General features: G+C 66.8%; 28 protein-coding genes and 1 tRNA gene. 21 read left to right on the top strand and 8 right to left on the bottom strand.

Annotated features, from left to right (window positions below; translation table 11 throughout):
• The first annotated feature begins 79 nt into the window (after positions 1–79).
• Both BOS5A_RS10135 and BOS5A_RS10130 read left to right on the top strand, forming a co-directional pair.
• A complete protein-coding gene (locus tag BOS5A_RS10135; protein WP_151955009.1) occupies positions 80–658 on the top strand; it encodes a PadR family transcriptional regulator in 579 nt (192 codons plus the stop codon).
• 8 nt (positions 659–666) lie between these two features.
• Entirely contained in the window at positions 667–957 is a 291-nt protein-coding gene (locus BOS5A_RS10130) for a DUF2218 domain-containing protein (protein ID WP_151955008.1), read from the top strand.
• 117 nt (positions 958–1,074) lie between these two features.
• On the opposite strand, the gene BOS5A_RS10125 is transcribed toward BOS5A_RS10130, so the two are convergent.
• Entirely contained in the window at positions 1,075–2,220 is a 1,146-nt protein-coding gene (locus BOS5A_RS10125) for a glycosyltransferase family 4 protein (protein WP_151955007.1), read from the bottom strand.
• A 71-nt stretch (positions 2,221–2,291) separates the two neighbouring features.
• On the opposite strand from BOS5A_RS10125, the gene BOS5A_RS10120 reads away from it, so the two are divergent.
• From BOS5A_RS10120 to BOS5A_RS10095, 6 genes are read left to right on the top strand one after another with little or no spacing between them, the layout of a single operon-like run.
• Positions 2,292–2,996 (top strand): glutathione S-transferase C-terminal domain-containing protein, encoded by a 705-nt coding sequence (locus tag BOS5A_RS10120; protein WP_151955006.1) that lies wholly within the window; start codon positions 2,292–2,294, stop codon positions 2,994–2,996.
• 50 nt (positions 2,997–3,046) lie between these two features.
• A complete protein-coding gene (gene radA, locus BOS5A_RS10115) occupies positions 3,047–4,420 on the top strand; it encodes a DNA repair protein RadA (protein WP_151955005.1) in 1,374 nt (457 codons plus the stop codon).
• A gap of 57 nt (positions 4,421–4,477) precedes the next feature.
• Positions 4,478–5,023 (top strand): CvpA family protein, encoded by a 546-nt coding sequence (locus BOS5A_RS10110; protein WP_151955004.1) that lies wholly within the window; start codon positions 4,478–4,480, stop codon positions 5,021–5,023.
• Positions 5,020–5,451: an iron-sulfur cluster assembly scaffold protein gene (locus BOS5A_RS10105; RefSeq protein ID WP_151955003.1), complete on the top strand. Its 432-nt coding sequence runs from the start codon at positions 5,020–5,022 to the stop codon at positions 5,449–5,451. Before BOS5A_RS10110 ends, BOS5A_RS10105 begins: the two co-directional genes overlap by 4 nt.
• Entirely contained in the window at positions 5,444–7,207 is a 1,764-nt protein-coding gene (locus tag BOS5A_RS10100) for a cation:proton antiporter domain-containing protein (protein WP_151955002.1), read from the top strand. Before BOS5A_RS10105 ends, BOS5A_RS10100 begins: the two co-directional genes overlap by 8 nt.
• A 2-nt stretch (positions 7,208–7,209) precedes the next feature.
• Positions 7,210–7,536 (top strand): DUF423 domain-containing protein, encoded by a 327-nt coding sequence (locus BOS5A_RS10095; RefSeq protein ID WP_442800525.1) that lies wholly within the window; start codon positions 7,210–7,212, stop codon positions 7,534–7,536.
• Here the strand turns inward: BOS5A_RS10095 and BOS5A_RS10090 are convergent.
• Genes BOS5A_RS10090 through BOS5A_RS10080 form a run of 3 tightly spaced genes read right to left on the bottom strand, consistent with a single transcriptional unit; the run spans position 7,533 to position 9,312 of the window.
• Entirely contained in the window at positions 7,533–7,673 is a 141-nt protein-coding gene (locus BOS5A_RS10090; protein ID WP_151955000.1) for a DUF2256 domain-containing protein, read from the bottom strand. The genes BOS5A_RS10095 and BOS5A_RS10090 overlap by 4 nt on opposite strands.
• Positions 7,673–8,773, bottom strand: coding sequence for a 3-dehydroquinate synthase (gene aroB / locus BOS5A_RS10085; RefSeq protein ID WP_151954999.1), 1,101 nt, complete (start codon positions 8,771–8,773; stop codon positions 7,673–7,675). Before aroB ends, BOS5A_RS10090 begins: the two co-directional genes overlap by 1 nt.
• Positions 8,770–9,312, bottom strand: a complete 543-nt coding sequence (locus BOS5A_RS10080) for a shikimate kinase (protein ID WP_151954998.1) — start codon at positions 9,310–9,312, stop codon at positions 8,770–8,772. The genes aroB and BOS5A_RS10080 overlap by 4 nt, the downstream gene beginning before the upstream one ends.
• A gap of 93 nt (positions 9,313–9,405) precedes the next feature.
• On the opposite strand from BOS5A_RS10080, the gene BOS5A_RS10075 reads away from it, so the two are divergent.
• Genes BOS5A_RS10075 through BOS5A_RS10060 form a run of 4 tightly spaced genes read left to right on the top strand, consistent with a single transcriptional unit; the run spans position 9,406 to position 13,194 of the window.
• Positions 9,406–9,543 carry a hypothetical protein gene (locus tag BOS5A_RS10075; RefSeq protein ID WP_199857327.1) on the top strand — a complete coding sequence of 46 codons (138 nt, stop codon included), beginning with the start codon at positions 9,406–9,408 and terminating at the stop codon, positions 9,541–9,543.
• Positions 9,544–9,559: 16 nt separating this feature from the next.
• Positions 9,560–11,335, top strand: a complete 1,776-nt coding sequence (locus BOS5A_RS10070) for a hypothetical protein (protein WP_234419296.1) — start codon at positions 9,560–9,562, stop codon at positions 11,333–11,335.
• Positions 11,332–12,234 (top strand): tyrosine-type recombinase/integrase, encoded by a 903-nt coding sequence (locus BOS5A_RS10065; RefSeq protein WP_267903843.1) that lies wholly within the window; start codon positions 11,332–11,334, stop codon positions 12,232–12,234. Before BOS5A_RS10070 ends, BOS5A_RS10065 begins: the two co-directional genes overlap by 4 nt.
• Before the next feature lie 9 nt (positions 12,235–12,243).
• Positions 12,244–13,194, top strand: coding sequence for an acetyl-CoA carboxylase carboxyltransferase subunit alpha (locus BOS5A_RS10060; protein ID WP_151954997.1), 951 nt, complete (start codon positions 12,244–12,246; stop codon positions 13,192–13,194).
• Positions 13,195–13,282: 88 nt separating this feature from the next.
• On the opposite strand, the gene BOS5A_RS10055 is transcribed toward BOS5A_RS10060, so the two are convergent.
• The gene (locus BOS5A_RS10055; RefSeq protein WP_151954996.1) at positions 13,283–13,450 is read right to left on the bottom strand and encodes a Flp family type IVb pilin; all 168 of its coding nucleotides are present in this window, start codon (positions 13,448–13,450) and stop codon (positions 13,283–13,285) included.
• A 138-nt stretch (positions 13,451–13,588) separates the two neighbouring features.
• The gene (locus BOS5A_RS10050; protein WP_151954995.1) at positions 13,589–13,795 is read right to left on the bottom strand and encodes a Flp family type IVb pilin; all 207 of its coding nucleotides are present in this window, start codon (positions 13,793–13,795) and stop codon (positions 13,589–13,591) included.
• A 32-nt stretch (positions 13,796–13,827) separates the two neighbouring features.
• On the opposite strand from BOS5A_RS10050, the gene BOS5A_RS10045 reads away from it, so the two are divergent.
• Positions 13,828–14,256: a (deoxy)nucleoside triphosphate pyrophosphohydrolase gene (locus BOS5A_RS10045; RefSeq protein ID WP_151954994.1), complete on the top strand. Its 429-nt coding sequence runs from the start codon at positions 13,828–13,830 to the stop codon at positions 14,254–14,256.
• A 1-nt stretch (position 14,257) separates the two neighbouring features.
• On the opposite strand, the gene BOS5A_RS10040 is transcribed toward BOS5A_RS10045, so the two are convergent.
• A tRNA-Cys gene (locus BOS5A_RS10040) sits at positions 14,258–14,331 on the bottom strand.
• Between the two features lie 166 nt (positions 14,332–14,497).
• On the opposite strand from BOS5A_RS10040, the gene BOS5A_RS10035 reads away from it, so the two are divergent.
• From BOS5A_RS10035 to BOS5A_RS10010, 6 genes are all read left to right on the top strand, one after another.
• Positions 14,498–15,172 (top strand): protein-L-isoaspartate O-methyltransferase family protein, encoded by a 675-nt coding sequence (locus tag BOS5A_RS10035; protein WP_151954993.1) that lies wholly within the window; start codon positions 14,498–14,500, stop codon positions 15,170–15,172.
• A gap of 2 nt (positions 15,173–15,174) precedes the next feature.
• A complete protein-coding gene (locus BOS5A_RS10030; RefSeq protein WP_442800514.1) occupies positions 15,175–16,692 on the top strand; it encodes a TolC family outer membrane protein in 1,518 nt (505 codons plus the stop codon).
• 37 nt (positions 16,693–16,729) lie between these two features.
• Positions 16,730–17,209 (top strand): DUF2497 domain-containing protein, encoded by a 480-nt coding sequence (locus BOS5A_RS10025; RefSeq protein ID WP_151954992.1) that lies wholly within the window; start codon positions 16,730–16,732, stop codon positions 17,207–17,209.
• 61 nt (positions 17,210–17,270) lie between these two features.
• The gene (locus BOS5A_RS10020) at positions 17,271–19,319 is read left to right on the top strand and encodes a S9 family peptidase (RefSeq protein WP_151954991.1); all 2,049 of its coding nucleotides are present in this window, start codon (positions 17,271–17,273) and stop codon (positions 19,317–19,319) included.
• A gap of 91 nt (positions 19,320–19,410) precedes the next feature.
• Complete coding sequence (locus BOS5A_RS10015) at positions 19,411–22,419, top strand: valine--tRNA ligase (RefSeq protein ID WP_151954990.1); 3,009 nt, start codon at positions 19,411–19,413, stop codon at positions 22,417–22,419.
• A gap of 116 nt (positions 22,420–22,535) precedes the next feature.
• The gene (locus BOS5A_RS10010; RefSeq protein ID WP_151954989.1) at positions 22,536–24,011 is read left to right on the top strand and encodes an MATE family efflux transporter; all 1,476 of its coding nucleotides are present in this window, start codon (positions 22,536–22,538) and stop codon (positions 24,009–24,011) included.
• Here BOS5A_RS10010 and BOS5A_RS10005 read toward each other — a convergent pair.
• Positions 24,008–24,904, bottom strand: a complete 897-nt coding sequence (locus BOS5A_RS10005) for a diacylglycerol/lipid kinase family protein (RefSeq protein WP_234419295.1) — start codon at positions 24,902–24,904, stop codon at positions 24,008–24,010. The two genes, BOS5A_RS10010 and BOS5A_RS10005, sit on opposite strands and share 4 nt — an antisense overlap.
• A 79-nt stretch (positions 24,905–24,983) precedes the next feature.
• Between BOS5A_RS10005 and hemB the strand changes: the two genes are divergently transcribed.
• Together hemB and BOS5A_RS09995 are read left to right on the top strand one after the other, a co-directional pair.
• Positions 24,984–25,976 (top strand): porphobilinogen synthase, encoded by a 993-nt coding sequence (gene hemB, locus BOS5A_RS10000; protein ID WP_151954987.1) that lies wholly within the window; start codon positions 24,984–24,986, stop codon positions 25,974–25,976.
• A complete protein-coding gene (locus BOS5A_RS09995; protein ID WP_151954986.1) occupies positions 25,973–26,500 on the top strand; it encodes a GNAT family N-acetyltransferase in 528 nt (175 codons plus the stop codon). The genes hemB and BOS5A_RS09995 overlap by 4 nt, the downstream gene beginning before the upstream one ends.
• Positions 26,501–26,505 lie beyond the last annotated feature (5 nt).

The raw sequence follows: 26,505 nt of genomic DNA, 5'->3' as shown, positions 1-26,505 counted from the left end.
TGTGGAAATTTTTTCACAGCCGGTCTTGTCGACGCGCATCAAAGATATATCTTAGCGCTATCGAGATAGGAGTTCGAACATGTTTCACGGAATGCACGGCCGCGAATGCGGTCCACGGAGTGGCGGGCGCTGGCAGCGCGGGCCGTTTTCGGTAAGTTGGGAAATGCACGGCGAACGCCACGGCCCCGGCCGCGGCAGGCGTATGTTCGATGGCGGTGAGTTGCGCCTCGTGTTGCTGAAGCTGATCGCCGACGAGACACGCCATGGCTACGAGCTGATCCGCGCGATCGAGGACATGACCGGCGGCGCCTATGCGCCGAGCCCTGGCGTGGTCTATCCGACGCTGGCGCTGCTCGACGAAATGGGACTGATTGCGGAACAGCAGTCGGATGACGCCAAGAAGCGCTTCGCCGTGACCGAGGATGGGCGCAAACATCTGGAAGAAAATGCCGAGCAGGTCGCCGAGTTGATGGCGCGGCTCGAAGCGGTCGGCCAGCATCGCGAGCGCACCGATGGCGCACCGATCCGCCGCGCGATGGGCAATCTGCGCGTCGCGCTGCAGAACCGCCTGTCGAAGGGTGAGTTTTCCGAAGAGACGTTGCATGACGTCGCGGCGCTGATCGACGAGGTCGCGCAGAAGATCGAGCGGCTGCGGTGAGCGCCGGGATGAGCGTGTCGCTCGCACGGGTGCCGACGCATTCGGCGAGCCGCTACCTCCAGCAGCTTGCCAAGCACTGGAGCCACAAGATGACGGTCGTGTTCGACGCGCAGGAGGGCACGATCGACTTTTCGAACGGCAGCCGGCTGGAGATGCGCGCGGACAGCGAAAGCCTGGACGTCGTGCTCCGGGTGCCGGACGGAGAGGACCGGGCACGGATGCGCGAGGTGGTGGCTAGCCACCTCGATCGCTTCGCCTTTCGCGAAGCGCCGCTGACGTTCGATTGGCGCGAGGGCTAGCGCGAAAACGGGCTGGCTGGAATCACCACGTCCGTTCGTTTCGAGCGAAGTCGAGACACGCTGGACTGCGCCTGGAAACGCTTCTCGACTTCGCTCGAAGCTAACGGGTTCATGGGATCAGCGGGTGCCCAGCAGTTCCAGATAGGTCTGCAGCACCGCTTCGTTCGCCACCTCCCAGCGATAGCCGGCCGCGCGGGCGTGGCCGGCGTCGCCCATCGTGCGCCGCATCGCCGGATTACCGACGATCTCCCCGATGGCATCCGCATACGCATCGACGTCGCGCGGCGGCACGAGGAACCCCGTTGCGCCCTCGACGACGAGATCGACCGCGCCCGTCGCGCGTGCGGCGACGACCGGCACGCCGGCCGCCATCGCCTCGGTCGTGACGTTGCCGAAGGTTTCGGTCACGCTCGGGTTGAAGAATACGTCCATCGACGCGACCGCGCGGCCCAGGTCGTCGCCCGACATGAAGCCGGTGAAGACCGCCTCCGGCACGCGCGCGGCGAACCATTCGCGCGCCGGGCCCTCGCCGATCACGAGCACGCGGTGCGGGACGCCGCGCTCGCGCAGTCGCGTTGCGACGTCCGCGAAGATGTCGAGGCCCTTTTCCTTCACCAGCCGGCCGAGAAAACCGATGACCATCTCATCGTCGCCGATCCTGAGCGAGCGGCGCCAGGCGAGATCGCGCCGCGCAGGGTTGAAGCGCGCATGGTCGATCCCGCGCGACCAGATGCCGATCGGGGTCGTCACGCCCCATTCCTTCAGCAGCGCGCCCATGCTCGGGCTCGGCACCACGACACGGTCGGCGCGGTTGTAGAAGCGGGTCAGGAGGCGTTCGATCAGTGGCTCGACGAAGCCGACGTGATAATAGCGGAAATAGGTTTCGAAACGGGTGTGAAGCGAGGCGACCGACGCGACGCCGTTCGCCCGCGCCCATGTCAGCGCCGCATGCCCCAGAAATTCGGGTGCGGAGACATGGACGATATTCGGCCGGAACGCCTCGAGATCGGCGCGCGGCTTCGCCGGCAGCCCGCGGCCGAGCTTGTATTCGCCGCGCCCGCCGATCATCGGGAAAGCGGGCACGTCGACAAGGTCGCCGGTCGGCGCAAAAGCGGGTTCGGCGACGGTCGGCGAATAGACGCGAACGGTCACCCCGCGATCCAGCAGATGCCCGACCAGGAGGTTGAGCGCCTGGTTGGCGCCGTCGCGCACATAATTGTAATTGCCGCTGAACAGCGCGACGCGAAGCTCTGAAGGTTGCATTGCGGGCGGGCATAGCGGTTCGCCTGTTGCGTGCCTACCTGTCGTCAGAACGACAACGATGCGAGGCGAACATGGCGGACCTTTCCGGCTTTCCGATCACCCGGCGGTGGCCGGCGCAGCATCCCGATCGCATCCAGCTCTATTCGCTGAACACGCCGAACGGGGTGAAGGCATCGATCATGCTGGAGGAGGCGGGGCTGCCTTACGAAGCGCATCTGGTCGATTTCGCGAAGGACGACCAGAAGTCGCCCGAGTTCGTCTCGCTCAATCCCAACGGGAAAATCCCCGCGATGATCGATCCCGATGGCCCGGAAGGGGCACCGATCGCCCTGTTCGAAAGCGGTGCGATCCTGCTGTATCTCGCGGAGAAATCCGGCAAGTTCATTCCGGACGACGCTGCGGGTCGCTGGCATGCGATCCAGTGGGTGATGTTCCAGATGGGCGGCGTCGGGCCGATGTTCGGCCAGCTTGGCTTCTTCAACAAGTTCGCCGGCAAGGACTATGAGGACAAGCGCCCGCGCGACCGTTATCTTGCCGAGAGCAAGCGGCTGCTTGGCGTCATGGATGCCGCGCTTGCCGGGAAAACATGGTTCCTCGGCGACGACTACACGATCGCCGACATCTCCATGCTCGGCTGGGTGCGCAATCTGATCGGCTTCTATGAAGCGCGCGATCTCGTCGGGTTCGATGGCTATCCGAACGTCGCGGCATGGCTCGATCGCGGGCTGGCGCGGCCGGCGGTGCAGCGCGGGCTGGAGATTCCGTCCAGGGGATGAACGCGCTGGAGCATGTTCCCCTCCCGTTCCGCTTCTGCTAGGCACTCGCCATGGCCAAACCCCAGAAGCGCTATGTCTGTCAGTCCTGCGGCTCGGTGAGCCATCGCTGGCAGGGGCAGTGCGCCGATTGTTCCGAGTGGAACACGCTGGTCGAGGAGGCAGGCGCGGTCGTCACGCCATTCCACGCCAAGCACAATCTGCAAGGCGGCGGGCGGACGATCCTGATGAGCGGCCTCGACGCCGACGTCGCCTTGCCCGACCGGATGGCGACGGGGATTGCGGAGCTCGACCGCGCATTGGGCGGGGGCTTCGTCGAGGCGTCCGCGACGTTGATCGGTGGCGATCCGGGGATCGGCAAGTCGACGCTGCTGTTGCAGGCGGCGGCGAAGATGGCCGTCGCGGGGCTGTCGGTCGCCTATGTGTCGGGCGAGGAAGCGGCCGACCAGGTACGACTGCGCGCACGGCGGCTGGGGCTGGGCAGCGCACCGGTGCAACTGGCCTCGGCGACCTCAACGCGCGACATTCTGACCACGATGTCGCAGGGCGCGCCGCCTGCGTTGCTCATTATCGATTCGATCCAGACGATGCATTCCGACCTGATCGAAGGCGCACCGGGCACGGTCAGCCAGGTTCGGGCGTCGAGCCAGGAACTCATCCGTTTCGCCAAGGAACGCGGCACTGCGGTCGTGCTGGTGGGCCATGTCACCAAGGACGGATCGATCGCCGGCCCGCGCGTGCTGGAGCACATGGTCGATACCGTGCTGAGCTTCGAGGGCGAGCGCAGCCACCAGTATCGCATCCTGCGCGCGATCAAGAACCGCTTCGGCGGCACCGACGAGATCGGGGTTTTTGCGATGGAGACGGGCGGGTTGTCCGAGGTTGCGAACCCGTCAGCGCTGTTTCTGACACAGCGCGACGAGGGGGTGACGGGAACGACGGTCTTTCCCGCGCTCGAAGGCACGCGGCCGGTCCTCGTCGAAATCCAGGCGCTCGTCGTGCGGTTGGCGAGCGGGGCGACGCCGCGGCGTGCCGTTGTCGGCTGGGATTCGGGGCGTCTCGCGATGATTCTCGCGGTGCTGGAGGCGCGTTGCGGGCTCAGCTTTTCGACGTGCGAAGTCTATCTGAACGTTGCGGGCGGATACCGCGTGCAGGACCCGGCGGCTGACCTTGCGGTCGCCGCCGCGCTCGTCTCCGCGCTTAGCGAGCGGCCGGTTCCGGTCGATGCAGTCGCGTTCGGCGAGGTCGCACTGTCAGGCGAAGTTCGCCCGGTTGCGCACGGCGCGCTGCGGTTGAAAGAGGCGGGCAAACTCGGTTTCGAACGCGCGCTGGTGCCGATCTCCATGGCGTCGGAAGCGGGCGGGTTGCGACTGTCGGGCTTCCGCACGCTCGGCCAGTTCGTTGACCATATGCTGGGGCGGGGCTAGCGAAATCCTGATCTGTCGCCCACCTCAGGGTTGGGCATCACCTGAGAATCGGACGACATGGGACTGACTGCGCTCGACATCATCGTGTTGCTGTTCGTCGCGGGCGCGGCCGTTCTTGGCTTCATGCGCGGTTTCGTGACCGAGGTGCTGTCACTGTTCGCGTGGGTGGCGATCGTCTTCGTCATCAAGGTCGCGCATCTGCCGCTGACGAAGGTGCTGGCGCCGATGATCGGCACCAATTCAGGCGCGGCGGTCGCGGCGTTCGCGCTGCTCGGCGGGGTGACCTACATCTTCGGCCGGATGGTGGCGAACGCGATCGGCGCGCGGACACGGACGTCGATCCTCGGCCCGGTGGATCGGGCACTGGGGTTCGGGTTCGGGGCGCTGAAGGGCCTGATCCTCGCCAGCCTCGCCTTTCTTGGCGTCGTGCTCGTGCTCGATACGATCCGCGGCGGGCCGGCGCGGCGGCCGGTCTGGCTGACCGATTCGCGCACCTATCCGCTGCTGAACACGACGAGCAAGAGTGTCTCGGATTTCGTCGATCGGCGCAGGCGGGGGCTGCCCGCGCTCGGCCCCACGCCGCGCCAGAGCGACCGGCCATGAGCGCGCCGCTTTACAATGAGGCGATCCTGCGGCTGGCGACGGAGTCGCATGCCGAGCGGCTGGCCGATCCCATGGCGTCATCCGAGAAGCGTTCGCCGATTTGCGGCAGCCGCGTGACCGTTGATGTGAATGTCGATGCGGATGGAAGGGTGAGCGAGATCGGCATGCTGGTGCAGGCCTGTGCGCTGGGCCAGGCGTCGTCCGCGCTGCTCGGCGCCCATGCGGTCGGCCGCACGCCGGAGGAACTGGCGCAGGCGCGCGATGCGTTGACAGGGTGGCTCGCCGGCGAAGGCGGCACGCCCGACTGGCCGGGTATGGAGGTGTTCACGCCGGCACTGGACTACAAGGCGCGTCATCCGTCGATCCGCCTCGCGTTCGAAGCGGCGGCGCAAGCGGCAGACGAAGCGAGGGCCAGCCACCATGCATGACGCCGCGAACGCGACCTCGCTTCTGCGCGACGGATTCATCCTGCTCGGCGCGGGGCTGTTCTTCGTGCTGGTGTTCCGGAGGCTCGGTCTCGGCGCAACGCTGGGTTATCTCGTTGCGGGCGCCGTCGTCGGACCGCAGGTGCTGCGGCTCGTGGGCGATGCCGAATCGAAGCTCGGGATCGCCGAACTCGGCATCACGATGCTGCTGTTCATCGTCGGGCTGGAGCTCAATCCGTCACGCCTGTGGCGGTTGAAGGAGGACATTTTCGGCCTCGGCCTGATTCAGGTCGTTGCGTGCGGATTGGCGATCGCATCGATCGTGGCGGTGTTCGTCAAATTCTCGATCCCCGCGGCGTTCGCGATCGGATTGCCGCTGGCGCTGTCGTCGACGGCGCAGGTACTGCCGATGCTGCAATCGTCGGGGCGGATGCGCACGCCCTTCGGCGAGCGCGCCTTTTCGATCCTGCTGTTCCAGGACCTTTCGATCATCCCGATGATCACGATCATCGCCGCAATGAGCCGTAACCCGGCCGATGCCGCCGGGCCGCCGGGATGGCTGCTGACGCTCTATACCATCGGTGCGATCGTCGGGCTTATCGCGGCGGGTCGCTTCATCCTGCGTCCGCTGTTCCGGCTGATCGGCAATATGGGCGAGCGCGAGATGTTCGTGTTCGCGGCGCTGTTCACGATCATCGCAAGCGCGGCGCTCATGGAGGCGCTGGGGCTGTCCACCGCGCTCGGCGCGTTCATCGCGGGCGTGATGCTCGCAGACAGCCCCTACCGGCACGAGCTGGAGGCCGATGTCGAGCCGTTCCGATCGATCCTGCTCGGGCTGTTCTTCCTTGCGGTCGGGATGATGCTCAACCTCACCGCGATCGCCGAGCGGCCGGTCTTCGTGATTGCGATGGCGGCGGCGCTGATCGCGACCAAGACGCTCGTCATCACGCTGATAGGGCTGGCGTTCCGCATGAAATGGCGCGGCGCCTTCGCGCTTGGCCTGCTGCTGAGCCAGGGCGGCGAGTTCGGCTTCGTGCTGCTGGCTCAGGCGCAGAACGCGTATCTGATCGCCCCCGATGCGGCGAGCCTGTTCGGCGCGATCATCACCCTGTCGATGGCGACGACCCCGTTCCTGATGACCGTGACCCGCAGGTTCCGCGAGGAACCCGCGAAGGACGGAGAGGAGCGCGAGGGACCGTCGTCGGACGGCGCCAACGCGTTGATCGTCGGCTATGGCCGGTTCGGGCAGACGGTCGGCCAGATGCTGCTTGCGCAGGACATCCCGGTCACGCTGATCGATACAGATATCGAGATGATCGACATCGCCGGCGAGTTCGGTGCGAAGGTCTATTATGGCGACGGGACCCGGCTCGATCTGCTGCGTCAGGCGGGCGCCGGGGAAGCGGAGCTGATCCTGTTCTGCATCGACGGCGACCAGATCACCCCCGACATCCTGGAGGGCGTGCACGAGGCCTTTCCCAATGCGGCGCTCTACGTTCGCGCCTATGATCGCCGCGCACTCGTGAAGCTGAAGCCAGGGCCGGCGACGCTGGTCGTGCGCGAGGTGCTCGAATCGGCGGTGAAGATGGCGCGGCTCGCGATGGAGGGGCTCGGCATCGACAAGACGGATATCGACCGCGCCGAGGATATGTACCGGGCCAAGGACAAGGAACGGCTGCGCATCCAGATCGAATCTGGCGACATGCTTGCCGCGCGTGCGCAGACCGCAGCGCAAGTACCCTGGGGGAACGACAAGTGAACCTGCTGCTGGCGTTGGCGGCGCTGTCGGGAGCGGTGGCGGTCGCGGCGGGGGCATTCGGCGCGCACGGGGCGAGCGGCGACGCGGCGGAGTGGCTGAAGACCGGTGGGCATTACCAGCTGATTCACGCGGTGGCCGCGCTCGTCGCGACGAAGCTGGAGATGCACGGGCCGGGGTGGCTGTTTCTGGCAGGTGGCGCGATCTTTGCCGGCACGCTCTACCTGATGGCGCTGGGCCTGCCGCGCTGGCTGGGCGCGATCACACCGATCGGCGGCGCGCTGTTGATCGGCGGCTGGCTGTGGATGGCGTGGATCGCCGCGCGGGGCTAGCGTTTCTTGCGGCACGCGTCCGAGCAATAGATCACCGTCTCCCAGTCGCGCGCCCATTTCTTGCGCCACATAAACGGACGACCGCAGGTCGGGCACGTCTTGGTCGGCAGATCGGTTTTCGCGACGCCGTTGGGCATCACCGATCCCGACCATCGAGGAACGCGGTGACGTCGGCGAGATCGACCGTCTTGTCGAGATAGGTCTGGCCGATGTCGCGCGCCAGAAGGAAAGGCAGCGTGCCGGCCGCCATCTTCTTGTCGTGGCGCATATGCTCCACGAGCGTCGCGCCGGTCGCTTCGATGCCGGCGGAAGGCACGCCGTCGGGCAGGCCAACCGCGCGGAAATGTGCGGCAACGCGCTCCGCTGCACCCGCCGGACAGAGGCCGCGCCGCGCGGAATAGGCGAAGGCAAGCGCACAACCGGCGGCAACCGCTTCGCCGTGGAGAAGGCGGTCGGAGAAGCCGGCCTCGGCCTCCAGCGCGTGACCGAAGGTATGCCCGAGATTGAGCAGCGCGCGGCGACCCGTCGTCTCGAACTCGTCCTCGCCGACGATCCGCGCCTTTGCGGCCACCGAATGCGCGATGGCCTGCGCCTGAAGACCGCGGTCGCCGGCCAGCAGCGCTGCACCGTTCTCCTCGCACCACGCGAAGAAAACGGCGTCGTCGATCAGGCCGTATTTGGCGACCTCCGCATAGCCTGCGCGCAGCTGACGCGGCGGGAGGGTCGCCAGGACATCCGGATCGATGAGCACCCTGGCGGGCTGGTGGAAGGCGCCGATCAGGTTCTTGCCGGCGCGCGCGTTGATCCCGGTCTTGCCGCCGACCGACGAATCGACCTGGGCGAGCAGCGTCGTCGGGACCTGGATGAAGCCGCAGCCGCGCTTCAGGATCGCGGTCGCGAAGCCGACAAGGTCGCCGATCACCCCGCCGCCGAGCGCCACGACATGATCGCCGCGCTCGACCCCGAGTGCCAGCAATTCGTCGCAAAGGCGCTCGAGCGTCGCCCAGCTCTTGCTGGCCTCGCCGGCGGAAATCTCGATCGGGTGCACGACCAGACCGGTACTCTCCAGCGACCGGCGGAGCGTCGCCAGATGCGTGCCGACATTCGCGTCGGCGACGATGACCACCGGGCGCGTGCCGGTAAGCGGCGCGATATGGTCTGCGGCGCTGGCGAGCAGGCCAGGCTCGATGATGACGTCATAGCTGCACGCGCCGAGTGCCACGGGAACCACGGTCATCGGCCGATCGCCTTCAGGATGGCACGAACCGTCGTCTCGTGCGGGGAACGGTTGCTCGCGACGTGGATCGGCGCGGTCGCGTAGAGCGGATTGCGCACGGCGGCGAGATCGCGCAGCACGACCAATGGATCGCGCCCGCGCAGCAATGGGCGCGTGTCGCGCCTGGTGACGCGGTCGGCCAGCACCTCGGGCGGGGCATCGAGCCAGACCGCCAGTGCCTCGGCAAGAATGAGCGCGCGGGTTTCGTCGTTGACGAACGCGCCGCCACCGGTCGCGATGACCTTTGGCACGCCGTCCATCAGCCGCGCGATCACGCGGCGCTCGCCATCACGGAAATAGGCTTCGTCGAAGCGGTCGAAAATCTCGGCGATGGTCATGCCCGCCGCCGCCTCGATCTCGTGATCGGCATCGACGAAGGGAAGCCCGAGGCGCGCCGCGAGCCGGCGGCCGACCGTCGACTTGCCGACGCCCATCAGCCCGACGAGCACGATCGGCTGGCCGGTCCAGGCGGCGGGTGGGGCGGGGCGGCTTTGCAACATCGGGTCCGGGGCTATACAGCGCAGCAGCGCCGCGGCAAAAGCCGACGACAGGTCGGCGCCGACAATTTTTGTGCAAGGGTGGTGTTCTACGCGATGTCCCGGTTGATCGTTTCTCTCGTCGTCATCGTCGTCGTTGTTGTGGGCGGACTGTTCCTGCTCGGCAGCCGCGCGACCGAAAAGCCGCAGACCCGCGTCGAGCAGACGGTGGAGCTCGGCAACCTTGCGAGCTAGGATTTTTCTGCTCGGCGTGGCCGCGCTGGCCTTTGTCGGCGCGGGCGCCCTCGCCCAGAAGCAGGACCAGAAACAGGAAAAGCCCGAATCGCTGCTGCCGCCCGGTTTCGGCGAGCAGGCGCCGACGCAAGCCCCGGATCAGCCCGGGCTGTCGCCCCAGCAGCAACCGCCACAGACGGTGCCGGCCGCGCCGGGAACCGTTGCTCCGGCGCTCGTGAACGGCGTGGCGCCCGATATCCTGCCCAGCCCGACGCCGACTGTGTCGCCGACACCGATCGATCCGGCGACGCTCGCAAAATACGAGATGCCCGAGTTCGCGCGCCGCAGCCTGACGACGGTTGGCACGGGTGGCGGAGGATTCGGCGCCGACGCTTTCGGGCAGGCCGATGGCGGTTATCTCGAAACGCTGATGCGCCGGTTGTCCGCGCCCGTCCCCTCGCGCTGGGTATCGATTGCGCTGCGCCGGCTGCTGACCGCGCCGATCGCGACGCCTGCGCAGCTGAACGGCGCGGACTTTGCTGCCGAGCGTGCATGGCTGCTGCTCCGGATGGGAGAATCGGTGTCGGCGCGCAGCGTCGTCGAGGCGGTCGATAACGACAACTATACGCCGAAGCTGCGTCAGGTCGCGATGCAGGCGATGCTCGCCACCGCCGACCCAGCGGGGCTGTGCCCGCTCGCGAACGCGTCGACCGCTGCGTTCAACGAACGTGGATGGGTGCTCGCCAAGGCGATGTGCACCAGCCTGTCGGGCGATGCCGCTGCGGCGCGTCCGCTGATCGCCGCCGCGAAGCGGCAGCGTTTGGCGACCGGGATCGACATGCAACTCGCCGAAAAGGTGGCCGGCGCAGGGGCCGACAGCCGTCAGGCGGTGACCATCGAATGGAACGCGGTCGATCAGCTCACCGCCTGGCGTTTCGGCCTTGCCGCCGCGACCGGTGTCGCGATCCCCGATACGCTCTATGCGTCGGTCGGGCCGCAGGTCACCGGCTGGCGCGCGCTCTCGCCGGCGATTCCGATGGCGGATCGCGTGGGGGTCGCGGGGCAGGCGGCGACGATGGGCGTCCTGTCCAGCGCCGCCCTCGTCGATCTCTACGCCGCGCTTGATACGGCCGACGACACGCCCGCGCCGATCGCCGCTCTCGCGAGCGATATCCAGAACGCATATGTCGGCGCGGACGCGGCGACCCGCGCCAAGGCGCTGGTGAACCTGTGGGACGGCGCGACGACGCCGGCGGACCGCTATGCGCGGCTGATCCTGACCGCGCGCGCAGCCGCGCGAGTCCGCCCCGGCGACAACCCCGAAGCGAATCGTCTGGTTGCGGCGATGCTCACTGCAGGGCTCGACCGGCTCGCCTCGCGCTGGCGCAACAGCGTGAACGAAGGGAGCGATGGCTGGGCGCTCATCACGCTCGCCGATCCCGATTTCGCCGGGCGCGTCTCATATCGTACCCTGTCGGGCTATGCGGGGAGCGGCGACGCGGCGCTGAAGCAGCGGCTGTTCTTCGCGGGGCTCGCCGGGCTTGGCCGCATGGCGCCCGACGATGTCGAGCGCGCGGCACAGGCGCTCGACGTGCCGATCGGGGCCGAGAACAGCTGGACCCGCGCGCTGAACGTCGCGGTGCGCCGGCGTCAGCCGGGAACGGTATTGCTGCTCGCTGCGGTGGGTATGCAGACGCCGGGGTGGGACGGCGTGCCGCCGGCCGCGCTCTACCGCATCGTCGCGGCGCTGCGCGCGGTCGGATTGAACGGCGAAGCGCGGATGATCGCCGCGGAAGCGCTGACACGCGCGTGACCACGGGCGGAGACGCCGCGCTCGTCGAGCGGTTTCTGGAGATGATGGCGGCGCAGGTCGGCGCGGCGCCGAACACGCTCGCCGCCTATCGCAGCGACCTGATGCTGGCCTCGTCGGCGCTCGATGGACGGCTCGCGACGGCGGATGGCGACGCGATCGCTGCACTTTCCGCAACATGGCTCCCGCTCGCGTCGTCCACCGTCGCGCGCAAGGCGGCCGCGCTGCGAAGGTTCTACGCCTTCCTGTGTGAAGAGGGCGACCGCGACGACAACCCCAGCGACGCACTCCCCCGCCCGGCGGCGCGGCGCACGCTGCCGCGCACGCTCGATCATCATGATGTGGATCGCCTGTTCGGCGTTATCTCCGAACGCTTGGCGGGCGCGCCGTTACCGTCGGACCTGCGGCTAGCTGCGCTGATCGAGCTTCTCTACGGATCGGGGCTGCGCGCGTCGGAGCTGGTATCGCTGCCGCGCGGCGCGGTGCATCCCGACCGGCCTTATCTCATCCTGCGCGGCAAGGGCGGGCGGGAGCGGATGGTGCCGATTTCCGACCGTGCCCGCGCGGCGGTGGCGGCGTGGCGCGCGCATGTTGATCCGGGGCGCGCGTTCCTGTTTCCGTCGGGCAGGGGGCATCTTTCGCGCATCCGCCTCTACCAGCTCGTCAAGACGCTCGCGGCCGATGCCGGGATCGATCCCGACCGGGTCAGTCCGCACGTGCTGCGCCACGCATTCGCTACGCATCTGCTGGAGGGGGGCGCCGATCTTCGCGCGCTGCAATCGATGCTCGGTCACGCCGATATCGCGACGACCGAAATCTATACCCATGTCGATGCGAGCCGGCTGGTCGATCTGGTCAACGCGCGCCACCCGCTCGTTGACCTGACGCGCGAGCGGCCTTAGTCGCCGCCGATGCCAAGTTTTCTGGATTTCGAGAAGCCGATCGCGGAGCTTCAGACTCGCATCGACGAGTTGCGCGAGACGGGCAATGGTGGCGGAATCGATATCGATGCCGATGTCGCGCGCCTGCAGGCCAAGTCCGACAAACTGCTGCGCGACACCTTCGCGAAACTGACCCCGTGGCAGAAGACCCAGGTCGCCCGCCATCCCGAGCGGCCGCATTTCAAGCACTATGTCGCGGGTCTGTTCGACGAGTTCGTGCCATTGGCGGGCGACCGCGCGTTCGGCGACGATCAGGCGATCCTCGGCGGCTTTGCGATGTTTCGCGGGCGGCGAGTCATGGTGCTGGGTCACGAAAAGGGCGACGACACCGCATCGCGCCTCCGCCACAATTTCGGAATGGGCAAGCCCGAAGGGTATCGCAAGGCGATCCGGCTGCTCGAGCTCGCCGATCGTTTTGGTCTGCCGGTGGTGACGCTCGTCGATACGTCAGGCGCGTTCCCCGGCATCCAGGCCGAGGAGCGCGGGCAGGCGGAGGCAATCGCGCGGTCGACCGAGGCGTGCCTCGCGCTCGAAGTGCCGATGGTCGCGGCGGTGGTTGGCGAGGGCGGCTCGGGCGGCGCGATCGCGCTGGCGAGCGGCAACCGCGTGCTGATGTTCGAGCACGCCGTCTATTCGGTGATCTCGCCCGAGGGTTGCGCGTCGATCCTGTGGCGCACCGCCGACAAGGCAGCCGACGCGGCCGAGGCGATGAAGGTCACGGCGCAGGACCTGAAGGCGCTCGGCGTCATCGATGCGATCGTGCCGGAGCCGCTTGGCGGCGCGCACCGCGATCCGGCCGCGGCGATCGGCGCGCTCGGCGATGCCATCATGGCGCAGCTCGATTCGCTGTCGGGCATGGATCAGGCCGCACTGAAGGCGGATCGCCGTACCAAGTTCCTGACGATGGGCCGCTTCGCCTGAGATTGCTGGTGCGGGACCGACCGCAAAAGAAAGGGGCGGCGGACCCTGTGGTCCGCCGCCCCGTTTCCGTTCGCAAAGTCGCTTGGACTTACGAAGCCTTCATGTTGGTCGACACGTTCGAGAACGTGGTCTTCAGCTGGTTGCCCAGGCCCTGCATCGCTGCGATGGCGGCGACGGCGATCAGCGCGGCGATCAGGCCGTACTCGATTGCGGTGGCGCCCTTGTTGTTCTTCAGGAAAGTGCGAATCTTCTGCATGTCCGGTCTCCGTTCAATAACGCTTCAGTCACCCGGCTGAACCGGGAACACCGGAGCAGCGGCACGAGGATTAGGGATTCTGGGTTGAGAAAAGTTTAAGGCCGCGCCGGATATTTTCTTACAATAGCGGCGCGCCGGTCAGCGTGCGTTTGCGACCTTCGACGACACATCGTTCCACATGCCGGTCGTCGAGTTCGCGACCGCCTGGATGCTGCCGACGACCGCGAGGAAGATGAGCGCGAGAATGAGCCCGTATTCGACCGCCGTCGCGCCGCGCTCGTCCGCCGCCAGCCGCGAAAGCTGGCGAGCAAGGGCGCGAGGCGATAGGCGACGACGCAGGTTCATCCCTGCCGCGATACCGCCGAAAGCCTTAACGAATGACTGATGCCGTCCCCGAAACGATCGCGCTGCTCACCGTCGTCGCCTGCGCGCTGATCGATCCGCAAGGACGGGTGCTGGTGCAGCAGCGCCCTGCCGGCACCGACATGGCGGGACTGTGGGAGTTCCCCGGCGGCAAGATCGAGGCCGGCGAGGCGCCGGAGGTCGCACTGTGCCGCGAACTGCGCGAGGAACTCGCGATCGGCGTCGAGATCCGGGATGTCCTGCCGCTCGCGTTTGCCAGCGAGCCGAGAGGCGAGCGTCACCTGTTGCTGCTGCTCTTCATCTGTCACCGCTGGACGGGCGATGTGCAACCGCTGCATGCAGCCGCGCTGAGGTGGACCGGGTTGCCCGAACTCGCCGAGCTGCCGATGCCGCCCGCCGACGTGCCGCTCGTCGATGCGCTGCGCGCGTATCTGGCGGCGTAGATGGAGGCCCGACCGGGAATCGAACCCGGGTGCAAGGATTTGCAGTCCTCTGCGTCACCACTCCGCCATCGGGCCTCGATGTCGCGGGAGGCGCGCAGATGCGGGGATGCGGGGGCCATGTCAAGCGCAAGCGGCAACAGGCGGCGGGAACGCTTGGCGACACCCGACAGGCGCGATAGAAGCCTCGACAGAACGAAGTGTATTGCATTGGTATAACAGCTGTGCGACAGGACAGACAATGATGACCGCGACCAACGACTTGACGATCGATTTCGCAGCGCTGCGCTCCGCCATGGTGGCCAGCCAGCTGCGCCCGAACGCGGTCAACGATCCGCGTCTCGTCACCGCGATGGCGGAGGTGCCGCGCGAGAATTTTCTGCCCGCAGCGGTCGGCGCGCTCGCGTATCGCGACACTGCGGTGCCGATCGGCGGCGGACGCTCGGCCAACGTGCCGATCGCGACCGGCAAGCTGCTGACCGAGGCGTATCTGCGCGCCACCGACAAGGTGCTGCTGATCGGCGCGGGCGCGGGCTACACCGCCGCGGTGCTGTCGCGCCTCGTCGCGTCGGTCGTCGCGGTCGAAGTCGATTCGGCGTTGGCAGAGCAGGCGCGGACGAACCTTGCCGATGCCGCAAACGTGACCGTGGTCGAAGGTCCGTTGCCCGCGGGCGCGCCCGATCACGCCGCCTATGACGTGCTGATCGTCGATGGCGCGGTCGAAAAGCTGCCGGACGCCCTGATCGATCAGGTTGCGATCGGCGGCCGGGTGGTGACCGGCATCGTCGATCGCGGTGTCACGCGACTTGCGACCGGCAAGCGCAGCGCGGGCGGCTTTGGTCTTTCCGATTTCGCCGATATCGACTGCGTCGTCCTGCCCGGCTTCGCCGCGCCGGCGTCCTTCTCCTTTTCGAGGTAAGTGTGCTGAACCGTCGCTCGCATCTTCTGGCTGCCGCCGCCATTCTCGTCGTCGTGCCGGGAGCGGCCGGCGCGGACACGCTGCGCGATGCGCTGCTGAAGGCCTATAACAGCAATCCGACGCTGACCGGCCAGCGCGCGGCGCAGCGCGCGAACGACGAGAATGTGCCGATCCAGCGCGCAGCCGGGCTGCCGTCCGCCAACGTGCAGGGCGACTACACCGAGAACCTGCTGAACAGCGGGACGAACTTCACCAGCGTCGCGCGGAGCGTGAACGGGCAGGCGCTCGTCTCGCTGCCGGTCTATTCGGGCGGCGCGGTCAAGAACTCCGTCCGGGCGGCAAAGACCCGCGTCGAGGCCGGGCGCGACCAGTTGCGCAGCACCGAGGCGACGGTGTTCACCAATGTCGTCGGCGCGTATATGGACGTCATCCGCGACGAGGCGATCGTCGGGCTCAATACCCAGAACGTGAAGGTGCTCGACGTCAATCTGGAAGCGACGCGGGATCGATTCCAGGTCGGCGACCTGACGCGTACCGACGTCGCGCAGTCGGAGGCGCGGCTGTCGATCGCGCGCGCACAACTTCAGACTGCGCAGGCGAATCTCATCGCAAGTCGTGAAAATTACGTGCGGTTTGTCGGCACTGCACCGGGAACGCTCGATGCGCCGCCGATTCTCCCGAACCTGCCCGCCTCGCCGGACAGCGCCGTTGATGTGGCGCTCGATCGCAATCCCGCGCTGCTTGCCGCGCAGAAGGAGCGCGACGCGAGCGGCTACGACATTTCGGTCGCGCGGGCCGGGCGGCTGCCGACCGTGAGTGTGACCGGCGGCGGCACCTACACCAACTATCTCGGATCGCTGAATTCGGGGCAGGGCTTCCCGGTCGGGCAGAGCGGCGTCGGCGCGACCGCCGGGGTGACGCTGCGCCTGCCGCTGTTCCAGGGTGGTCGTCCGGGCGCGCAGGTGCGCCAGGCGCAGGCGCTGCGATCGCAGGCGATCGAGCAGGTCACCGAAACCGAACGCGGCGTGATCGCGCAGGCGCGCTCGGCTTATGCGATCTGGCAGTCGTCGCAACAGGTGATCCAGTCGTCCGAGGCGGCGGTTTCCGCCAACAAGCTGTCGCTGGAGGGCGTGCGCGCCGAGAACAGTGTCGGCACGCGCACGATTCTCGACATTCTGAATGCCGAGCAGGAGCTTCTGAACAGCCAGGTGACGCTCGTCACCGCGCGCCGCGACGCGTATGTGGCCGGCTTCGCGCTACTGGCTGCGATGGGCGAGGCGGAGGCGAAGGACCTCGGGCTGAACGGCGGGCCGCTCTACGATCCGGTCGCCAATTACAACCGCGTGCGTCACCGCATCAACGATTTCGATTCGGACCCGGCACCCCAGCCCGTTGCCTCGACGACGCGCACGACGCCTGCGCAGGGGGCGCAGGTCACCAAGTCGCTCGATCCCATGCTGGAGAGCGATGTTGACAGAGGCGCGCCTTTGACGACAGGTGAGAACGCACCGAACCGCTGACATCCCGGCGGTCGTTGTCGGGGAGCGCGCAGGCGAGATGGGCGACGTTACGACCGAACCGTCGATGGAAGACATCCTGTCGTCGATCAAGCGGATCATCGCCGAGGAAGGCGAGGGCGCCGTTCAGGCGCGCACGCGCCGGGCGGAACCGGCCCCGCGCGCCGCTTTGCCCGCTTCGAAGCCCGCACCCGTCATCGAGGACGAGGTGCTAGAACTGAGCGACCCGATGCCAGCCCCCGCGCCCGAGCCTGCCATGCTGACCCCTGCCGATGATGCGCCGTCTGCTAGCCCGGCGCCGATCCTCTCCGATTCGGCCGCGCAGGCGACGCGCGGTGCGCTCGATATCCTGTCGCGGCTGGTGGTGAAGCCCGAGCCGCCGAGCGACGGCACGCTCGAGGGCCTGGTGCGCGATATGCTCCGGCCCATGCTGCGGGAGTGGCTCGACGCCAACCTGCCGGCGATGGTCGAACAGATGGTGCAGCGCGAAATCGCGAAGATCACCGGCGCGCAACGCTGACGCTTCGCCGCCGATGCGACGGCGATTGTCGCATACGTAACGATCTGCTCTAACCCGCATCATGAAGATGCTTCTGACCGCGAGCCTCACCGCGCTCGCCACCGCCGCCGTGCCTGCTTCCGCCCGGCAACTTACTATCGATGACGTGATCGCGCTGAGCCGCGTCGGGGCGCCTGCTGCATCACCGGACGGCCGCTGGCTTGTGTGGCAACAGCGCGAAACCGATCTTGCCGCGGACAAGGGACGGTTCGACCTCTGGCGGCTCGACCTGACCCGCAAGGGCGCGGCACCGGAAAAGCTCGTCGCCGATGCGGATGTCAACGAGACGAGCCCGCAGATCGTCGGCTCGACCGTCTATTTCCAGTCGGACAAGGGCGGCGATGATGCGGTGTGGGCGGTGGGGCTGGACGGCGCGAACGCGCACCGCGTCACCGACTTCAAGGGCGGTTTCGGCGGGTTCAAGGTGTCGCCCGCCAGTGACAAGCTGCTCGTCTGGGCTGATCGCCTTCCCGGCGCGCCGAGCCTTGAGCCAGCCGCCACGAAGAAGGATCCGAATGCGGGCGCGGCGCGGACCTATGACCAGCTGTTCGTGCGTCACTGGGACACCTGGGCGGACGGCACGCGGTCGCAGCTGTTCGTGCTGCCGCTGAGCGCCGCGGGCGCGGCCGGCAACGGCGTCCCGATCGAAGGCAAGCTTGTCGGCGATACGCCGTCCAAGCCCTTTGGCGGCGGCGAGGAAGTAAACTGGAGCGCGGACGGCAAGACCGTCTATTTTGCGCTGCGCGAGGCAGGACGGATCGAGCCGACCTCGACCAACCTCGACATCTTCGCAGCGCCCGCCGATGGATCGTCGCCGCCGGTGAACCTGACCGACGCGAATGACGGGATGGACAATCTGCCGACCGTATCGCCCGACGGGAAATACCTCGCCTGGTTCGCGATGAAGCGCCCGACCTATGAAGCCGATCGTCAGGTACTGATGCTCCGCGATCTGGCGAGCGGGCAGGTGCGCGCGCTGACCGAAAGCTGGGATCGCTCGGTCGGATCGATCGCCTGGGCGCCCGATTCGAAACGCATCTACGTGACGGCCGAGGACACGCAGGAAACGCCGCTCTGGTCGGTCGATCCGGCGAGCGGCAGGGTCGCGCGGCTGACGAAGGAAGGCAGTGTCTCGGCCGTCGTGCCGACCCCCAAGGGGGTCGTCATCGCGATGAACAGCCTCACCGCGCCGGACGACTTCTACATGGTGGCGGGCAAGGGCGCGCCGAAGCGGCTTACGAAGGTCAATGCCGCCAAGCTCGCGGGCATCGACATGCCGACGGTCACGCGCTTCAACTTCAAGGGCGCGAACAACGATACCGTCTGGGGCTATGCGGTGAAGCCTGCGGGCAGCGCTGGCAAGGTGCCTATCGCCTATATGGTCCACGGCGGGCCGCAGGGTTCCTCGAACAACAGCTGGTCCTATCGCTGGAACCCCGCGGTGTTCGCGGGCGCCGGCTATGGGCTCGTCGCGGTCGATTTCCACGGGAGCACCGGCTACGGCCAGGCCTTCACCGACGCGATCCGCAACAATTGGGGCGGCTGGCCGCTCGAGGACCTGCAAAAGGGATTGAAGGCGGCGACGGACAAGTTCGCCTGGCTCGACGCGGACAACGCTTGCGCGCTCGGCGCGTCCTATGGCGGCTATATGATGAACTGGTTCGAAGGTCAGTGGCCCGATCGGTTCAAGTGCATCGTCCAGCATGACGGCGTCTTCGATGCGCGCGCGATGGCCTATGAGACCGAAGAGCTGTGGTTCGACGAATGGGAACATGGCGGCAAGGCCTATTTCGAGGACCCGCAAGCGTTCGAGAAGTGGAACCCGGTCAATTACGTCGCGCAGTGGAAGACGCCGATGCTCGTCATCACCGGCGAGAAGGACTTCCGCATCCCCTACACCCAGGGGATCGCGGCGTTCACGGCGCTCCAGCGGCGCGGGATTCCCTCGCGGCTGGTGGTGAACCCGGGCGAGAACCACTGGGTGCTGAAGCCGAAGAACAGCCGCCAATGGTATGGCGAGGTGCTGGGGTGGATGGATCGGTGGACGGGGAAGGACGGCGCTGCTCAATGATGTGTCCCCGCGAAGGCGGGGACCCAGACTGGGCTCCCGCCTTCGCGGGAGGACATTGCGGCTAGCGCTGTGGTGTGGCTAAAGCCCGGCCATGACCGAACTCCCCAAGACCTTCGACCCCTCGGCAATCGAATCGCGCTGGTACGCGCATTGGGAGGAAACCGGCCAGTTTCGCCCCGACCGCCCTGGCGCGGAGCCGTGGACGATCGTCAACCCACCGCCCAATGTCACCGGCTCGCTCCATATCGGCCACGCGCTCGACAATACGCTGCAGGACATCCTCACCCGCCACGCGCGGCTGAAGGGCAAGGATGCGCTGTGGGTCGTCGGCACCGATCATGCCGGGATCGCGACGCAGATGGTCGTCGAGCGGCAGATGGCCGCCGCCCAAGACAAGCGCACCAACTATTCCCGCGAGGATTTCGTCGCGAAGGTGTGGGATTGGAAGCGCGAGAGCGGCGGCGAGATCACCCGCCAGCTCCGCCGGCTCGGCTGCTCGATGGACTGGGCGAACGAGCGCTTCACGATGGACGAGGGCTTTTCGAAGGCGGTCCTCAAGGTCTTTGTCGATCTCTACAACCAGGGCCTGCTCTACCGCGACAAGCGGCTGGTGAACTGGGACCCCGGCCTTGGCACCGCTATCAGCGATCTGGAGGTCGAGACACGCGAGGTGCAGGGCAAGTTCTGGCACTTCAGCTATCCGCTTGAGGACGGCAGCGGCGCCATTTCGGTCGCGACGACGAGGCCGGAGACGATGCTCGCCGACATGGCGGTCGCGGTGAACCCGGAGGACGCGCGCTACACCGCGCTGATCGGCAAGCGGGTGCGGCTGCCGATCACCGGGCGGCTGATCCCGATCGTGGCGGACGAGCATGCCGATCCCGAACTCGGCTCGGGCGCGGTGAAGATCACGCCGGGGCATGATTTCAACGACTTCGAGGTCGGCCGGCGCGCCGGGATCGAGGCGCGCGACATGCTCAACATGCTCGACGCCAAGGGGGCGGTGACGCAGACGGCGGACGGGCTGATCCCGGCCGATCTGCTTGGCCTCGACCGGTTCGAGGCACGCAAGGCCGTCGTCGCGGGGCTGGAGGCGGACGGCGTGCTGGAACGCGTCGAGGATCGCACGATCCAGACGCCTTATGGCGACCGATCGGGCGTGGTGATCGAGCCTTGGTTGACCGACCAATGGTATGTCGATGCCGCAACGCTCGCGAAACCCGCGATCGAAGCGGTGAAATCGGGCGCGATCCGGATCGTGCCGAAGACGTGGGAAAAGACGTTCTTCAACTGGATGGAGAACATCCAGCCCTGGTGCGTGTCGCGGCAATTGTGGTGGGGGCACCGGATACCGGCTTGGTTCGGGCCGGCCAGAGACGAGGTTGGTCTGGCGAGCCATATCGACATGACGTTTCATGCGGATGGCACATTTACTGAGCGGCCAGCGCTCGCGAGCCAAATCTTCGTGGCGATCTCCGAGGCTGAGGCCATAGCATCTGCGGCCGCCTTCTATGGTGACAGATTTGCCGTGAAAGTCGACCACACACGAAATTTCCCTCGAGCAACGAATGACGAGGTTTACCTCGTTCAGGACGACGACGTCCTCGACACCTGGTTCTCCTCCGCCCTCTGGCCCTTCGCGACGCTGGGATGGGAGGGCTCCCAGTCTCCGTTGGCCCTGAGCGAAGTCGAAGGGCAGGCCACAGGCGATACGCCCGAGACAAGTGCTTCGACTTCGCTCAGCACAAACGGCAAAGGGAGCTGGGGTTTCCCAAACCGCACGCCCCAACTCGCCGGCCGCTACCCCAACGATGTGCTCATCTCCGGCTTCGACATCCTGTTCTTCTGGGACGCCCGCATGATGATGCAGGGCTTGCACTTCATGAAAGATGTGCCGTTCAAGACTCTGTATCTTCATGGTCTTGTCCGTGCGGCGGATGGGCAGAAGATGTCGAAATCGAAGGGCAACACCGTCGATCCGCTGGGCCTGATCGACACCTACGGCGCCGACGCGCTGCGCTTCTTCATGGCGGCGATGGAGAGCCAGGGTCGCGACATCAAGATGGATGAGAAGCGGGTCGAGGGGTATCGCAACTTCGCGACGAAGCTGTGGAACGCCGCGCGGTTCGCGCAAGCAAACGGCATCGGCGGATCGACGACGCTCGAACCGCCCGCTGCGACGCTCGCGGTCAACAAGTGGATCATCGCCGAGACGATCCGCACCGTCCAGGCGGTCGATCTCGCGCTCGCCGACTATCGGTTCGACGGCGCGGCGAACGCGATCTACCAGTTCGTCTGGAGCCGCTTCTGCGACTGGTATCTCGAACTCATCAAGCCCGCCTTCAACGCCGACGTGAAAGCCGAGATCGACGCGGAGTCGAAGGTCGTCGCGGGCTGGGTCCTCGACCAGATTCTCGTCATCCTCCACCCGTTCATGCCCTTCATCACCGAAGAACTGTGGCACGCGCTTGCTTCGCGAGAGCACGACCTCATCGTCGCGCAATGGCCGATGGCCGACGCGCGCGCGATCGATCCCGAGGCTGAAAGGGAAGTCGGTTGGCTGATCGACTTCCTCAGCACGCAGCGCGAAGTGCGGGCGGAGGTCAACGTTCCGCCGGGCGCACGGCCCGCGCTGTATGTTCTCGGGCAACAGACGGTAGCGGGAAGCGCCGATCCCGCGACCTATCCGAGCGACTTGATCGACGTATTCGACCGGCATCGCACGACGATAAACCGGATGGGCCGCGTGGACGTGATAACCTTCCTTAACACAGGCATGCGCTTCGATCTCAAATCCGGCGAGCGCGAAAGCCGGCTAGGCGAAAGTCCATTGCTTGGCAGCGGCGTGCAGTTCGTGGTTGGCGAGGATACCTACTTCATCGCACTCGAGGGCACGGTCGATCTCGACGCTGAACGCGCCCGCTTGACCAAGGCCATCGCCGCCGCTGAGAAAGAACGCGATAGCCTCGCAGGTCGCCTCAACAACGCCAGCTTCGTCGAGCGCGCCAAGCCGGAGGCGGTGGAGAAGGCAAAGGCCGATCATGCCGAGAAGTCCGCGGAGGCGGAGCGATTGACGGCTGCGCTGGCGCGGCTCGGCTGACCTCACGTCGTCACCCCGGACTTGTTCCGGGGTTCACGCTGCGGCACAGGCAAAGCGAAGAGCGACGCGGCACGACGGATGCCGGAACACGTCCGGCATGACGGGGTAGCGCAGCGATGGCATCCGATAGCGACGTTCCTCCGCGCGAGCGCTCCCGCCCCGGCCAGCGAGACCTGACCGCCGGACCGATCGGCAGTACGCTCATCGCGTTTGCGCTTCCCACGCTCGGCTCGAACATTCTCCAGTCGCTGAACGGCTCGATCAACGCGATCTGGGTGGGGCGCTTCCTCGGCGAAGGCGCGCTCGCGGCGACGTCCAATGCGAACATCATTATGTTCCTGATGTTCGGTGCGGTCTTCGGGTTCGGCATGGCCGCGACGATCCTTGTCGGGCAAAGCTGGGGCCGCCGCGATGTCGATGGTGCACGGCGCGCGTTCGGGTCGGCGATCGGGCTCGTGCTCGGCGCATCGATCGTCGTCGGCTTTGCCGGCTGGGCGTTCGCGCCGGGGATACTGAAGGCGCTCGCGACCCCGCCGGAAGCGCTGGCGCAGGCGGAGGCGTATCTGCGCGTCATCTTCCTCGGGTTGCCCGCATCGATGATTCTCGTCCTGATGTTCATGGGGCTGCGCGGGACGGGTGATTCGCTGACGCCTTTGTGGTTCATGGGGCTGTCGGTGGTGCTCGACAGCGGGCTCAACCCCGTCTTCATCCTCGGCCTCGGCCCCGCGCCAAAAATGGGGATTGCGGGATCGGCGACCGCGACGCTGATCGCCAATGTCGTCGCGGTGTCCGCGCTCGCGCTCTACATTCGCCTGCGCGACCTGCCGCTGCGTCTGCGCGGGGGTGAACATCGCTACATCCTCCCCTCGGCCGATCTGACGAAGCTGATCGTCGCCAAGGGCCTGCCGATCGGTGCGCAGATGCTGGTGATCTCTACCGCGGGCCTCGCAATGGTGGGCCTCGTCAACCGCAATGGGGTGGATACGACCGCCGCCTACGGCATTACCCAGCAGCTATGGGCCTATGTCCAGATGCCGGCGATGGCGATCGGTGCCGCGGTCAGCGCGATGGCGGCGCAGAATATCGGGGCAGGGCGGTGGGACCGGGTATCGCGGATCACCCGATCGGGACTGATCCTCAACGTCGCGTTGACGGGTGTGATGGTCGGGGTCGTCCTGTGGTTCGACCGCACGATCCTGGGTCTGTTCGTGGCCGAAAGCAGCGCCGCACTGCCGATCGCGCAGCATATCAGCTACATCGCGACCTGGGGGTTCATCCTGTTCGGCGCGACGATGGTGTTGTTCGGCATCGTCCGCGCGAACGGCGCGGTGTGGGGGCCGCTCGTCAGCCTGGCAATCGCGATGTTTCCGGTGCGGCTCGGCATCGCCCTGGCGCTCAAGCCCGCACTGGGCGCCGATGCGTTGTGGTGGAGTTTTCCCGCCGGTTCGGCGACGACGCTGATCCTTGCCGGGCTGTATTATCGCCTCGGGCCGTGGCGGAAGGGGCGGCTCGTCGTCCCGCACGAGCATGAAGCGCAGGACCAGGCGCACGCGACACTCGAACCCGCAGGGACACTCAAGCCCGCGGGCTAGGCGCCGACCGGCGCCATCACCCGGATCACGCCGGCCGCGATCTTTGCGGTGACGGGCGTGTGGGCCAGCACCTCGCCGTCGATCGAGATCGGCAGCGGCGGGATCGTCGCGATCTTGAGCTCGCGCCCGCGGAAAGAAACGGTGTCCTCGTGCCTTGCCTCGTGCCGAAGAACACTCGCCGCCCAGTTCTTGATGAGCGTGCTTTTCACATGGCCCCGCACCGCCTGGACGATGATCTCGCCCGAATCGACCGCGGCCTCATCGACCAGTTCGGTGCCGCCGTGGAAGGGGCCGTTCGAGATTCGCACCTCGACGACCTTCAGCCGCTCTGCGCTTTCGCCCTCGCCGACGATCAGCGTGAAGGGTTTGAACTTCGCGAATTGCACGCCAGCCCAGCCGAGATACCCGACGCGGCCAAGCACCTTCTTCAACCCGTGCGGCACCGTCTCCGCGATCTGCGGGCTGATCCCCATTGCGGCGCAGTTCGCGAAATAATCCTTGTCGATCATGCCGAGATCGATTCGCTTCGGCGCCCCGGTCCGCAGCACCTCGATCGCGCCGTTGATGTCGAGCGGAATGCCGAGGGTGCGCGCGAAGCTGTTCGCGGTGCCGAGCGGCAGGACGCCGAGGATCGTCTCCGTCCCCACCAGATAATCGACGAGCCCGCTGACCGTCCCGTCGCCGCCGCCAAGGATCATCAGGTCGGGCTGCTTCGCCATCAAGGCCTTGATGGTGGGAACGAGCTTCCTGGGATCGTCGACCGCGCGTGCCTCGACCGGAAAGGGTAGTGCGTCCAGACGCTTGCAGGCTCTTTTGAAGAGGCGCTGTCCTTTGCGGGACTTCGCGTTGACGATCATCGCCGCCGATCGGATTGCTTGTGGAGTTTCGGGCATCGCGGCGCTCAACGCACGAATGGCGGTTTCGCTTCCGTAACGCTTGCGAGCCGCGGGGACGGGGCGCAAAAGATGGCGCATGTCCGCAACCTACCCCGCGCTCCGCCTTCGCCGTACCCGCTCTGCCGCGTGGAGCCGTCGACTCCACGGCGAAACCGTCCTCACTCCCGCCGACCTCATCTGGCCGCTGTTCATCGCGGAAGGGGAAGGAATCGAGGAGCCGATCGCGAGCCTGCCGGGCGTCTCGCGCTGGTCGGTCGATGGCATCGTCGCACGCGCGAAGGAGGCGCGCGACGCGGGCATCCCGTGCATCGCGCTGTTTCCCAATACGCCGCACGCCTTGCGCAGCGCTGACGGAGCGGAGGCGCTCAATCCCGACAATCTGATGTGCCGCGCGATCCGCGCCCTGAAAGACTCGGTGCCTGAGGTCGGCGTGCTGACCGACGTCGCGCTCGATCCCTATACCAGCCACGGGCATGACGGGCTGGTCGACGACACCGGCTATGTGATGAACGATGCGACTGCCGACGTCCTGATCGGTCAGGCGCTCAACCAGGCCGAGGCCGGTGCCGACATCATCGCACCCAGTGACATGATGGACGGCCGCGTCGGGCTGATCCGCGAGGCGCTGGAAGAGAGCGGGCATGTGAACGTGCAGATCATGGCCTATGCAGCGAAATATGCCTCCGGCTTTTACGGGCCGTTCCGCGATGCCGTCGGCAGTCGCGGGCTGCTGAAAGGTGACAAGCGCACCTATCAGATGGACCCGGCCAATGCCGAGGAAGCACTGCGCGAGGTCGCGCTCGATCTCGCCGAGGGCGCTGACAGCGTCATGGTCAAGCCCGGGCTACCCTATCTCGATATCATTCTGCGCGTGAAGAACGCCTTTGAAGTGCCTGTATTCGCCTATCAGGTCTCCGGCGAATACGCGATGCTGGAGGCTTCGGTCGCGGCAGGAGCAGGCGAACGCGATGCGCTGGTGCTGGAAACGCTGATGGCGTTCAAACGCGCTGGCTGCTCGGGCGTGCTGACTTACCACGCGCTTCATGCGGCGCGGCTGCTCGGCGCGTGATCGAAACCGCGCGGCTGATCCTGCGGCCCTGGCGCGAGAGCGACGACGCGTCCTTTTTCGCGATGGGGCAAGATGCTGAGGTGATGCGCTTTCTTGGCCCGCCGACGACGCTCGCCGATGTCCGATCGGCGCGCCAGAGGATGACCGCTTGCCAAGCGGAGTATGGCTACTGCTTTTGGGCGCTTGAACGGAATGAGGACGCGGCCTTTATCGGCTTTTGTGGATTGAAGCCCGCCAAGCCGCCGATCGTGGGCGAAACGGAGATTGGCTGGCGGCTGGCGCGCGACGCATGGGGGCAGGGCTATGCCCGCGAGGCGGCGGAGGCCAGTCTCGCATGGGGCTGGGCGAATCTCGATGTGCCTGCGATTGCCGCGATCACGGTCCCTGCAAATGCACGCAGTTGGGGTTTGATGGAGCGGCTCGGCATGGTCCGTGATCCGGCCGGCGACTTTGATCACCCCGATCTCGCCCTCGACGACCCGCTGCGCGCCCACATCACCTACCGCATCACGCGGCCGCGCTGAGGTGC

Source organism: Sphingomonas sp. EC-HK361, assembly GCF_902498785.1.
Lineage (GTDB): Bacteria > Pseudomonadota > Alphaproteobacteria > Sphingomonadales > Sphingomonadaceae > Sphingomonas.
This window is presented reverse-complemented; position numbering and strand designations above follow the sequence as displayed.